This window comes from Desulfatiglans sp., from assembly GCA_012513605.1.
GTDB lineage: Bacteria > Desulfobacterota > DSM-4660 > Desulfatiglandales > HGW-15 > JAAZBV01.
Window position 1 is genome coordinate 1 of record JAAZBV010000077.1, and the last position, 12,732, is coordinate 12,732.

Here is a 12,732-nt window from a genome sequence, read left to right on the forward strand (position 1 = left end):
CCCTCTTCAAGGATTAGTTTAAGTTCCTGTCTGTTCATAGCCATTTAGAACCCTTTTCTCATTTTATTATCAGCCATGTAACAAATTCAAATTTGGAAATATTATATTCGGGTCCAACCGATAACCGGTCTTTTTGTGGCCGATTATTATGTGTTACGTTTAATTCATGTTTAACTGATGTCCATCCAGAAAGAGACAAATTCTGGATGGGACTTTCAGCATTCAGCGATCAGCCGCCTGTCCCGCCATCTTGTCCAATCATAGCTTTATGCGACGACGGAAGCCTCGCGCGAAGGCGGATCAGCTTAAGGCTTTAAAACAAAGACTAGGTAAATCGCTGTACGCTCCATCATGTAAATATCTATTTCTGATTAGAGCTAACTAATTAGAATTATTTTATTTAATGAATGTTTGTATTAGCAGAAAAGGAATCAATTATCAATGATCAATTATCAGTTATCAGGGATCAATAAACAATGATCAGTAATCAATTATCAGATATTATTTTTCTCCCAACCTTTCTCCCAACCTTTCATCCAACCTTTCATCCGATTAAGACACCCTGTTTATTTCTTTTTGTCTCCCTGCATACTGCTAAGGAACAAACTACCTTTTTCAGTTAGCCGGTATTTCTGCAGTCGGCTGTTTGGTTTATCCGGTATTGTATATTCAATCAATTCTAATCGTAAGGCAGGAGTGATATAGTTCTCTCGCATCCGCCTTCTGTTTTTAAGTCCCAATTCCATAAGTATTTCGGTGTTTCCAAGAGGCCCCTTTGAATATAAAATTTCTAAAAGCCTGAGTACTGGTGCCGTGACTGGTGCCGTGACTGGTGCCTTAATGATACTTTCGCCAGATTCGGCAATCGCCGCCTTAAATGTAACGATTAGAAAATCCTGCCGCTCCTCAGTAACGCCATCAATGTTGTCGGCAATATCTTTTCTGCCTGCTTCAGGATGAGCTTTAAGGAAATCAAGAATTGCCTGTTGTTTCTGGGTGCGTTTCTGGGTCTTTTTCTGGGTAGTCTTCTGGGTAGTCTTCTGGGCAGTCTTCTGGGCAGTTTCTTGGGCAGCTATCTCCACAACTTCTTCAGGTCTCTGAAAGACTGCCTTTACAAAGGAAGGCATCAAGGTCAAAAAAGGGGTCACCGTTTAGCTCTTTTATACAATTAGCATAAGCTATTAGGAGACCCCTTATTGAGACCCCTTATTGACGGATTGCAACCCATTGTCAGGTTAAATCGTATAATTTTAATAATAAAACAATCAATCTTCATAGGAAAAATCAGAAAAAAGGGGTTTAAATTGATCTTTCTCAAAAGAATATAAAACAGTACCAACAAAACCAGAGCCGGATACACCTTCATTGATTGATAAGAGAACTGGTTGTTTGTTGTCATAATCAATAAATGATATATCAAAAGCACTATTGAATCCATTAACTTCAAACGGGAAAGACTTATCCCCAATCTTAAAAATTGTTGGGTTTGACACATAATTCATAATTATTGTTAATCCCGCTGCAGAAATCTGTTCTTCTATGCATTCTGAGAGGATTACAATATCTTCTATCCTATTTTTATCAATATCTATTCCATAAACCTCTTTAATAGTATCATTACTGTTATGTACTTTTGCTTCTGATAAATATTTTTTAAAAATATCTTTATTTTCTTTTCTAATTAATTTGGCTGCTTGAGGAATATTTTTGAAATCAATATTGAACAGATTAATTGTATTGGAATCAAAATTGAATTTATAATCTGAATTAATTTCATAAATATATTTAGAGTTAGAGACATTTACTGTAATACTGTAGCCGTTTATTGTATATATTCCCACAAATTTGGAATCGGAAAATATTGCATATTTTTTACCTAAAGGATCAAGGAAGTATTCAGAACACTCAGTATTTGTAAATTTATATAAAGGATCGAGTTCATAATAATTTGCTGTTTTTTCTACAAGATTATCAATAAACGCTTCTAATTTGCTCTCTGTTGCTTTATTAAGTCTAGCATTGCGATGAAATGTGCATTGAATATCTTTATTGTCAACACAATAGGCATTTGTGGCACAAAGAAGGCCGATTAACAATATGGTGGAATCTATTATTTTCATTTTTATTATCCTATGAAATTCATTTTCATTAAGATGAAATATTTCAAATATTAATCAAGATTGGTCAAGAGCCTTATAAGATAGTCTCTGCCATTTTTAGACAAACCTAAGCTAATTGAATAAACCACTAAGTCGACTTCTGACACGTTGGCTTAGTGAATGGTTATGTTATGTCTCTTCTATTTTAACCGAAATACTCTTTTACATCATAGCATCCAATGGGGCGGCCTATGGCCCCGATAACAGAAAGGTCCACCCCGGTACTGTCACCGTGATATTCAAATCCGCTCACACGCATGGTTCTGTTATTGATAGCTATGCAGGTCTCGTATGTAGTCCCTGCCTCTTCATGCAGATCAAATATATACACACCTTCACGAAGTTTTACATATATGCAGGGGGCGCTCCACTGCATGCCAAGTGTCTGGTCATCAGTGTATATTGTCCAGGTTGCTGAATGAGGCGTTGTATAAAGATGCATGGAGGTCATGGCGCCCCATGTCCTGCTGTACGCTTTACCGACAAGTTCATCTGTAAAATCATGCCTTTTGTATCGGGGGGCTTCTACACCCTCCATTTCAGCAATACCAAAAAAGGTTTTATAAGAGATTTCATTTGCACTGTATTCGTTTCCCATCCTCGATTCAATACATGTTGTAAGACCGTTAATCAGGTCAACTGCTATCTTGACATTTTTCCTTGGTCTGCTTCCACTTTGTATGTGGGCGAAAAAAACCAGGCCTTCATCTATCTCAAATGCCCTGTATGATTCTGTGTGCCACTCTGTTTCGTTAAGTATGCGCCAGGAGAGTGTCTTCCTGTCTGTAACCCTGTATTCCCAAACCGGGCCGTTGTTATCATATCGCAGGATTAAATTCTTACCTGCAAGTATATCAGTAAGAGGCAGGGCATTCTCGGACATTGATCCGGCTGCCTTTTCCTTTGGCATGTCAGGGTCCCATTTAAATGACTCTGTCCGTTTTTCAGCAGCCAGGTGCATCTCTTCCTCGCTTATAGAAACAATATCTCTTCCCGGGCGATATACTAATCTCTGACCTTTTGTCTTTTTCTCCTGATCAAGCCCCATACCCAGTTTGATTACCCTACCGTCTTCATCAAAAGGCTCAAGTCTTGAAAGATGCCCAACTGTTTTTCCTTTTCCTCTGAACAAGTAATATTCCAGCTCGTCCTTTTCATTAAACCCGAGCCTCACGCCGATCTGTTCTTCTGTAAGCTGATCAACCATGTAGAGGGTCATGATCCCTGAAAATTCACATTCTGTACGATCATAGATAAATATATTGTCATCAACGAGTATATAATCCGAAGGGCTGCTGAATCCAAGGTTATCACTGTGCCGGGTCAATTCCACAAAGGTGGATGAGACAACAGAAGGATAAAAATCAAGGGTCTCAATACCTGTGTCCTGCCTCCAGTACATGCCTTTCCCCTGTATCCTGTTTGTGGTGTGATGGCGCTTTTCAGGAGGGGTCTGCCCGGGCACATCAATATAACCGAAGTATATCTCACGCTGGAGCTCCCTGTTATCCAGCTCCTGCCCCTGGCTCTCCTTCCCGCCGCAGAACCACACCTCAAACAGAGTGACCAGATTGGTTTTTAGATCAAGAAAGAGATTGTAGCCCTTTAAGGTGTCAGGAACCATGTAAGATAAGAAGACCATATGCTTCAAATCAAGTAAACCATAATGAGCGCTAATTGATGACCCGCCATTTTCAGAGAAGATAAGTGTGCTGTTATCTTTAAAGCTATAACTCAGTGCAGGACCATTGTCGGTTATTATCTTAAGAGATTTTCCTGCAAGGGTATCTGAAAGGTCTGATACACATTTTGGGCCTGAGACAGATTGTTCAAGTTTATTTGCAATCTGTTCTCTGGTAAGTTTGGAATATCTGAAACGATGCATTGGTGTGTTCATGTTCATGGCTCCTATTAATATCCTACCATGCCGGATTTTTAGTCGGCCCCATCCATTTCTCAACACCCTCGTTATATATGACTCGTTTACTGAAAAGCCACTGGCCATTCACCTTTACCATTTCATCCTCATAATGGCCATAACCATCAAATACGGCCTTCTTTTCAGGGTTGTCATTGCTGTAATGGAACCAGTAAGACCTTCCATACGCCTTTTCGCCTTCAACCTTGATCACAATATTGGTGATGTTATGACGCCCTGTAGCAGTACTGGCCGAATGATCGAAAACAGCCCTGGACTCTTCAATAGCCTTACGAATAGCGTCACGTCCCTTGACCTTGTACTCTACAATATCCAGCTCCCCATCTTCAGTGAAGGTCGATACATATGTGTCAAGGTCAAAAAAATCCAAAGCAAAGAGATAACGCGCCTGAAGGTCTTCTATCTGTGCACGGTCTTCAGCATAGCTCACGGTTTTAGTATCTTTCTGATTGCATGCAATGATGAACATCAGTGAAAGGGCAATAGCTGTGATTATCAGTAAATTAAATTTTTTCATTTTATTAATCTCCTTTGATAATAATGAGAAGGGTTCAAGGGAAGGCTTTTTGTTCTTTACACTAGAACCCTGGACCCCTTGAACCCTTGAACCCTGCTTTTAATTACTCCCACCCTGTCTTTGTGCCATATGGCAGTACAAGCCCTGTTGCCTCTATATCGTAGATCTTTCCTTTTTTGATCTTGAAGAAGTGGATAGCAGGCATATTAAATGTGCCCTGAAATGCAGGCACTGTATCCACGCCTGGTATTCCCTTTAGCTTCATCTCCTTAAGCTTGCTGTCATGGTAGAGGTTTGAAAAACCGACAGCCAGACCCTTCTGCTCGTCAATAACAAGGAGGCGGCGGTTTCTGATTTCACTTATATAACCCCACACGCCTGCTGTGATCTGCCCTTCACATGTATTGGGTGCAAGTGAAAGGGCCTTGCCCAGTTTCATCATCTCGGGGTCAACACCCTCGGGTGGGGCAAAATCCCTTGGCGCCTCTTTTGGGCCACCTACGGATATACCCCCGTTTTCGCGGCGCTGACATTCAAGGGCATATGGGGCAAGGGTACCATCTTCGCCAGTAAGTGAATCATAATAGGCAAGCCCTATATCGAACATCAGATTACGTGGTGTTCTATCTTCAGGTTTAATGTCTTCCACAAGTCCGGGCCGTGGTTTTTGCAAATTATTAATGGTGATTTCATTGCTTTTTACCACATGGTGTTCAGCCTCTGAGATCTTACCGCGGCGAATGGCCAGACGCACGCCAAGCAGGATATCCTCATTTTTATTTTCCTTCATCATGACAAGGGCAACCACCTGCTGGTTTACCGGGTCCGCTGCATATACCTGGAATTCAGAAGGGCCTCCGGATGCTGTTTCCCACAGTCCATACCCCACGGGTATTTCAGCGGTATTCTGGGTATACTTTACATACTGGTCAAATGGGACTGCCGAAGGATTATGGGCAACCAGGGCAGCCAGATAGTCCTTCATCATTTTTACAAGGCACTCACGATCGCAATGCCCGGAAGTATAGGCAAAGGATGTAGTGGAAAATAAAAAAACAATTGCTGCGAATATTCCAATTTTGACTATTTTCATTTCAATGACCTCCTATCTCACACTCTGTATACTATCAGATATACCCTGTTCATATGTACTCCAACCTGCATTCATACCATAGGGGCACCTGTGAAAGATCGCCTCAATCCTTCGGATATTGCCTTTTTCTATCTTGAACAGTTCTGCAAGCTGCCATGTCCAGTTAATATTGTCATGGTCAAAAAAGGCAAAGGCAAATGCTATGCCCCTCTCCTGATCCACTGCTACAAATCTGCGGTCCCTGACACGTGTAATGAAACCCATTTTCCCTGCCTCAAACTGCTCTTTGCAACCCCAGTTCGTTGAGTACACGGTGGCTGTCTTTGGGTCAGGTCGTGTCTGGCCCTCAGGCACAGGTACATTGGTGGCAGCCACGCCGTTTTCAATTCGGTGGCAGTCATCTGTAAAGGGATAATAGCCTTTGCCGTGATCATTCTTCTGAAGCCCTGAAAAATAATAGTTGGCGGTTATAATCAGATCTTCCCTGGATGCGCGCTCCTTCACAGGTATAGGGTCAGTAAATATCTTATGGGGCGCACCCATCTTTTCTACCAGTTCGCCGACTGTGGCCTTTCCAGTAAGACCCATGGTGTCACTGGCAGGGCGAACAACAATCTGTTCTGCCTCTGTTATCAGTTTATTGACTATCTTGAGCCTTATTGCCAGCCCAACAGGCTGATCTTCTCCATTTGCATTACCCCCGCCTTCATATGCCGTGCCCAGAAAGGCTACCTGCTGGGTCTCTATATCAGGGACATAGAATTTATAATTACCCTTTTTTGACATGGTTACCCAGAGCCCTTCGTTACCTAATGGGAGCCTGACCCCGTTCTCTGTAAATTTACAGTCCCTTGAAAAAAGATCGAGGGTTGGATTGTTGTCATTCATTGCATCCATGTACCTCTCTATATAACCCTCAAGACATTTACGGTCGCATGAACTGCCGGCCCCCTGTGCGTATACAACCGGAACCAAAAATAAAATTAACATAATAATAAAAACTCTGACTCGCATACTATTCCTCCTTTTAGTTGTTTATTTTGTGCACACAAAACTGTCTGCATTGTTTGTATCTCCTCCCCTGTAACGCGCAACAAGAGGATAGGGGCACAGGGGTCTTGTGACACCCGGAAATGTCTTGCCTGTTGCAATGATTCTATCAGGTGCGCGGCCATCTTCCACCCATGCCATGATTGCATCGAGCATATCAAACCTGTCAGTCGCCTTTCCGCCGTCACAGTGACACATGCCGGGTATAAAAAAGAGGCGAACAGAATCCATGATAGCATCGCCATTAACCATGATTGCCTCATCATACCAGTTTGCAAGCACGCTTGAGGCCATACCCTGATCTGAAAGCCCGTTATAGACGATCATTTTTCCATGACGCGCAAAGGTCGACAAAAATGTTGAATCTGCATCACTCATTGCCCCTGTATGGCGTGTACGCGCCACATCCCTGTCAAAATCAAAATCAAGCGGATCAAGGTCAGGTTCAGGAGGCGTCAGTTGATAATATTTCATATTCTCTAATCCCAGTGTTGCATCGGCCGCATCCCATTCTCCTGTTCCGGATGAGCCAAAGTGCATGGCACGCCAGATGGGGTCGGCAATACCGGTATCATAATTATAAGCACCATATAGCTGTTCCCCTTTGCCTGTTCGAGGGCCGGAATAAATATCACGCAGGGCCTCTACCTGCGCACTGGAAAGACATTTGTCTGTTTTATCTACTTTACAGGTCAAGACACCGAGGTCATAATCACAGGCCTGCCAGTCATTAATTATACCGTCAGCAAGGCCATCCAGGGCATCACAATGTTTAAGCACACTGTCAGCTACCAGACGCAGATCATCATCTGAAAATGCACGCGATATAATCGGGCGACCCTTTTCATCCTTTGGTGAGATGCGGGCCGCAACCTGAAGGTTCCACATCTGATCAACCGCTATCCTGGAAAATCTAATGGAAGGATCACCTGCCACAATACCGTCAAAATAGAGGGGGAAACGCTGTGAGGCCATCAGGCCCTGGCGTCCGCCGTTTGAACATCCCAGCAGGTATGAGTATGAGGGCGCCTTATTGTAATATTTTTCCACCACCTCTTTGGCTTTTGGGGTAACTGTTCCCAGTGCATTATATGCGTAGTCTATGCGGGCCTGCTGGTCAAGGCCAAAGGAGCCATCCATCCAGTCACTGCGATGGCCGCCGTCTGTTGAAACAACTGCAAAACCGCGTGCCAGGGCAGAGGGCCTTACCGAGCCAAAGATATCACCCAGGGCAGGGGCAAGCCTGCCGTCAAGCCCTCCGCCTCCATGAAAGACAAACCGGCCATTCCACTTTACTGGCATTCTGAGATCAAACCCGATCCCGAACCTGCGACCGCCCTGACCGATCCTGGGGTTGATCATCCCCTGAACAAGACAGTGTTCAGGAAGCAGTTCACCCTTATCATCCACAATACCGCTTCCATCAGCGGCAGGCGCAGGGCCAGCCGGGACTATCTCTGCCTTTTCGATAACGAAATCAGGAGTGGCAAGAGCTGATATAGTTGCACAGCGTGATGTGTTTGCATTTATATCCTCCCCTAATACTGAACTTACCGGGAGAAGAGCTGCAGGCAACAGATAAATGAATGCCTTTACTGCAAAGGCCTTTATCAAGCTGTTATTTAAAAAAAATGATTTGAAATGCATATGAACACCCTCCTGTTTGAATGGTCAATTCGCAGAAGAAACAGTTTCGATTACGAACAATACTGATAATGCAGATTATTGGTGCTGTCAAATATAAAATACCTGTTAAAAAGGGAATTATTTTTCATGGGAGTCAACTATTAACTTGACACAAAAAGGGTATCAGCCTATCGTCGAATTTCTTCAAATACTTGCACCTCACATCATAAAAGGATCAGGATGGATAAAGAGATAAAGGATATTATAACTGTAATGGAAAAACTGGATGGGATATTATTCTCCAGGTTCCAGCGCATCGGAAAGCGCCTCAGCATGAAGGACCCTTTCAGTGAGCTTACAAATACCCAGATGCAGGCAGTTTTCAAGATAGGCAAAATCCAGCCATGCACCCTGTCTGATGTGGCAAAGACCCTGAGGATCTCCAAATCTTCGGCCTCAACCCTGGTTGAAAGGATGGTGGTAAAGGGTGTGCTTGAGAGAAAGCAGGACCCTGATAACAGGAGGCGTGTTTTGATTACTGTGACAAGGCAGGTAAACAGTTTTCAGAAGACAATTGATGCGGAACTTATCAAGGAATTAAAAAAGATCGCTACTAATATGCCCCGTGCAGATTTCAATAAATGGGTTGAGGCAAACAGGGCGATTGACCTGGCAGTAGATGCTGTCTACGGGTCATTGATCAAAGGCATATCAAAATAAATTAAATCCGCGGTTAATAGATATTGTATTTGTCTTTAAGCCTTGCAAGCCTTTTTATATATTCGGGATAAAACATGAAACCGGTTTTTCCTGAGATATCACCATGCACAAGCCTTATATATGGCCTTATATCTATGCCATATGGGTTTTGTTTTGTGTCATTTGCCCTGTCCAGGATAAGGAGGCTGTAGTAACTCGTGAGTATCCTTATCTTTGAATCCCTTCGCATAAGGTAGGTTCTACCGCCGATAGTATTAAGGAAAAAGCCTGCATATTCATATAATGCCTGTTGAGAAGGACGCCCTTTTAACCCTGAATTATTACTGTGCATGTACCAGAGGAAAAAATCTCTCATGGTGGATTCCATATCTTTATTTTCATATGAAAGAACATCCCTGATAAGGGAGATGCCTTCAACACCAAGAAGCCTGTAAAAATGGGCTATGTTCATGAACATGCTGTTTAGTGACTCTGTCTCGTTAACAAGCAGGGGAGGCATTTCAGAAATCTTTACTATTGTTTCCTCGTATACCTCATATGTGCCCCTGCCAAGCCTGTACTCCTTTATATATTCCTGTTTATCAAGGTGTACAAAAAAGGCGGCAATACGACGCTCCACCTCTGAAACAGAGATTGTTGCTTCAGAGCCTTCATCTGGTAAATAATCGGACTGTTCAACCGATTCATGTATCTCTTCTTCAGGGGGGATTTCTGTCTCCCCTGAGAGCCTTGAAATGGTTTTTTCAAGTGAGTTAATCCTGTTCCTGAGCTTGTCATTTTTTCCGGACCACTCCAAATTTTTCTTTTCAAGCGAGTCAAGGTCCTTTTTATGTCTTGACTCAACCATCCTGTAACCTGTAAAGCCTGCTATTACAAGGATTGCAATTATAATAAAATAAAAAAAAGTATGCCCCTTCTTATATGTAACTGGCCTTTTCCTTTTTCTGTTTAGAGGTTCCATCATTTAAGACTCGATAACAGGTTAAAGATTGTGATATGATGCCGGAAACACAACAGGATCTTCCGCCATCTTTTTTAGCGGTCATTTCTACCATGAACAGGTTGTTGCAGGCAAATAATTTTGCATGGTGCGCATCCTGAAAAGGCAAATTTTGCATGGATATTAATTAGTGTCCATCCAAAAACTGTCGTTTTTGGATTCAAGCGGTCAGCCATCAGCGTTCAGCTTTCAGCAAAAGGCTTTCAAATTAAAGAGTTAGCTGACAGCTGATCGCTGACTGCTGAAAGCTTCATCCGGAATTTGCTTCTTTCTGAATGGACACTAATTAATATTTAACCTTGAATCATTTTTGTTAGAAATATATGCTGTTATCTGTTACAAAAAAGGAAATGCGAATGGAGAAATTTATGTCTAAGGATAACAAAAGGGTCAGCCCTTACCCCAATGCACATGAAGAAGTGAAGGCTGCAAGAAATGTCGCTGATACACCCCAGACCAGCTCTGCGTCATATAAACTGTCATACCTTGATGAAGAATTCATACTGCGTGATGAATTAAGGCCGGTCAGGCTCCAGCTTGAGCTGTTAAAGCCTGAGTTGATACAACAGGAATTGGGTGTAGAGTCAACTGTAGTTATGTTCGGGAGCGCAAGGACCCCTGATCATGAATCTGCATCAAAGGCGCTTGAAGAGGTAGAAGAGGAGCTGAAATCAAACCCTGAAGATATAAAGCTGCTTGAAAAACATAAGGCAGCACACAGGAGGGTTAAAAACAGCTTTTACTATGAGGAGGCCAGAAAGCTCGCCAGGATGATTTCATGCACCTGCCAGGATGCAGAAAAACGAACCTATGTTATTACAACCGGGGGAGGCAGGGGCATAATGGAGGCGGCCAACAGGGGCGCATATGAAACAGGCGCAAAGAGCATCGGGCTCAATATTATTCTCCCATTTGAACAGCGGCCAAATGAGTATATCACCCCTGAACTCTGCTTCCAGTTCCACTATTTTGCAATAAGAAAGATGCACTTTCTTATGAGGGCAAAGGCATTGATCGTCTTTCCGGGTGGTTTTGGCACAATGGATGAACTCTTTGAGACACTCACACTTGTTCAGACAAAAAAGATAAAACCCATACCGATCCTCCTCTTTGGAAGGGATTACTGGAAGAGGCTGATTGACTTTGAGATGTTTGTTGAAGAGGGCACCATCTCACCTGAAGACCTTCATCTTTTCAAGTATGTTGAATCTGCTGAAGAGGCATGGGCGCTATTAAGAGCGCTTGATCCTGATCTGAAGAACGGCGCAAATTCAGAAGGAGAACAGTAATGATATATACAGTAACACTCAATCCTGCCCTTGACAGGGCTGTCAATGTGGAAAGGCTCATGGATGACGATACCATAAGGGTCATATCAGAAAAACACTATGCTGCAGGAAAGGGCATTGATGTCTCAAGGGTAATTAAGGAATTGGGCGGGCAGAGTGTTGCTCTGGGGATGATAGGAGGGTACGACGGGCTTTATCTTGAGGGCCTTCTCATTAATGCGGGTGTCATGACCCAGCTTACCAAGATATCCTGTGAGACAAGGACCAATATTATTTTAAAGGAAAAAGCCACCGGAAAGCAGTATGTAATCAGCGCAAAGGGGCCTGATGTGAGTCCTGTCGAGATAGGCCAGTTCTATAACCATATCCTTTCAATAACAGACATGAGTTACCTTATCTTAAGCGGCAGCCTGCCACCTGGTGTCTCTCCTGATATTTACGGGCAACTGATACTTGCAGGAAGAAATAAAGGCTCATTTATATTTCTGGATGCGGATAACAGGGCGCTTGAGCAATCAATAGGTTTTCTTCCGACCGGTATAAAGCCCAATATCCATGAACTCTCAAGGCTTACTGGCAGGCAGCTTGAAACCGAAGATGAGATAATCGACGCATGCAGGTCGCTCCATTCAAAGGGATTAAAGTATATCCTTGCCTCAAGGGGCAGGAAAGGGCTTCTCTTTTCAGGTGATGAAATGATTATTAAGGCAGTTGCCCCGCCTGTGGATGCTGAAAGCACTGTTGGCGCAGGAGACTCTGCTGTTGCAGGCTTTATACTTGCCCATTCACTGGGAAAAAACCTGCCTGAGTGTGTCAGGCTTGCATGCGCATCTGGCACTGCCACCGCCATGACTCCAGGCACAGAACTGTGTCATCGTGAGGATGTTGAAAAAATAGTTCCGAAGGTTGAATTGACTATCCTGTAGCATTATATATAATGGTTCATCCTGTCAGGGGATCTCTTTCCTCTGATTATCAGCTAACCAGGTTTTACTTGGAGACAGGAGAACAAAATGCCTGCAAAGAGAGGACAAAAAAGAAGGGTTACATTTTCCATTTCCGCCCCTGGGGCAAAGGATGTATGCCTTGCGGGATCATTCAATAACTGGAGTACAGGTAAACATCACATGAAATCAAACGGTGATGGTTTATGGACAAAGACAGTGATCATACCGCCTGGTACATATGAGTATAAATACCTTGTGGGCGGGGAATGGCGACATGATCCTAATAATCAGAATGTGGCATATAACGAGCATGGCACATTGAACAGCGTTATAGATGTAAAATAACGCTATTTATAAGAAGTCATTGAAAGCGGGATATTCCTGATAATAGC

Annotated in this window: 12 protein-coding genes; 4 read left to right on the plus strand and 8 right to left on the minus strand. The window is 43.0% G+C overall.

Annotation, left to right across the window (positions count from 1 at the left end; translation table 11 throughout):
• Positions 1 to 566: 566 nt before the first annotated feature.
• The 7 genes from GX654_09605 to GX654_09635 form a co-directional block, all read right to left on the minus strand.
• Complete coding sequence (locus GX654_09605; GenBank protein ID NLD37111.1) at positions 567 to 1,136, minus strand: hypothetical protein; 570 nt, start codon at positions 1,134 to 1,136, stop codon at positions 567 to 569.
• A gap of 129 nt (positions 1,137 to 1,265) precedes the next feature.
• Positions 1,266 to 2,120 (minus strand): hypothetical protein, encoded by an 855-nt coding sequence (locus GX654_09610; protein ID NLD37112.1) that lies wholly within the window; start codon positions 2,118 to 2,120, stop codon positions 1,266 to 1,268.
• 184 nt (positions 2,121 to 2,304) lie between these two features.
• Complete coding sequence (locus GX654_09615; GenBank protein NLD37113.1) at positions 2,305 to 4,056, minus strand: hypothetical protein; 1,752 nt, start codon at positions 4,054 to 4,056, stop codon at positions 2,305 to 2,307.
• Between the two features lie 22 nt (positions 4,057 to 4,078).
• Positions 4,079 to 4,615, minus strand: coding sequence for a nuclear transport factor 2 family protein (locus GX654_09620; protein NLD37114.1), 537 nt, complete (start codon positions 4,613 to 4,615; stop codon positions 4,079 to 4,081).
• Positions 4,616 to 4,718: 103 nt separating this feature from the next.
• Positions 4,719 to 5,708, minus strand: coding sequence for a hypothetical protein (locus GX654_09625; GenBank protein ID NLD37115.1), 990 nt, complete (start codon positions 5,706 to 5,708; stop codon positions 4,719 to 4,721).
• Between the two features lie 12 nt (positions 5,709 to 5,720).
• Positions 5,721 to 6,722, minus strand: a complete 1,002-nt coding sequence (locus GX654_09630) for a hypothetical protein (GenBank protein NLD37116.1) — start codon at positions 6,720 to 6,722, stop codon at positions 5,721 to 5,723.
• Positions 6,723 to 6,743: 21 nt separating this feature from the next.
• On the minus strand, positions 6,744 to 8,405 hold the full coding sequence (locus tag GX654_09635; GenBank protein NLD37117.1) for a tannase/feruloyl esterase family alpha/beta hydrolase: 1,662 nt from the start codon (positions 8,403 to 8,405) through the stop codon (positions 6,744 to 6,746).
• 219 nt (positions 8,406 to 8,624) lie between these two features.
• Here GX654_09635 and GX654_09640 point away from each other — a divergent pair, with 219 nt between their 5' ends.
• On the plus strand, positions 8,625 to 9,104 hold the full coding sequence (locus tag GX654_09640) for a winged helix-turn-helix transcriptional regulator (protein NLD37118.1): 480 nt from the start codon (positions 8,625 to 8,627) through the stop codon (positions 9,102 to 9,104).
• Positions 9,105 to 9,117: 13 nt separating this feature from the next.
• Here the strand turns inward: GX654_09640 and GX654_09645 are convergent, their stop codons facing one another.
• Complete coding sequence (locus GX654_09645) at positions 9,118 to 10,068, minus strand: hypothetical protein (GenBank protein NLD37119.1); 951 nt, start codon at positions 10,066 to 10,068, stop codon at positions 9,118 to 9,120.
• Between the two features lie 404 nt (positions 10,069 to 10,472).
• Between GX654_09645 and GX654_09650 the strand changes: the two genes are divergently transcribed.
• The 3 genes from GX654_09650 to GX654_09660 all read left to right on the plus strand — a co-directional run bounded on the left by GX654_09650 (position 10,473) and on the right by GX654_09660 (position 12,685).
• Complete coding sequence (locus GX654_09650) at positions 10,473 to 11,393, plus strand: TIGR00730 family Rossman fold protein (GenBank protein NLD37120.1); 921 nt, start codon at positions 10,473 to 10,475, stop codon at positions 11,391 to 11,393.
• Positions 11,393 to 12,319, plus strand: coding sequence for a 1-phosphofructokinase (pfkB, locus tag GX654_09655; GenBank protein ID NLD37121.1), 927 nt, complete (start codon positions 11,393 to 11,395; stop codon positions 12,317 to 12,319). Before GX654_09650 ends, pfkB begins: the two co-directional genes overlap by 1 nt.
• Before the next feature lie 87 nt (positions 12,320 to 12,406).
• Positions 12,407 to 12,685: a glycoside hydrolase gene (locus GX654_09660; GenBank protein NLD37122.1), complete on the plus strand. Its 279-nt coding sequence runs from the start codon at positions 12,407 to 12,409 to the stop codon at positions 12,683 to 12,685.
• Positions 12,686 to 12,732 lie beyond the last annotated feature (47 nt).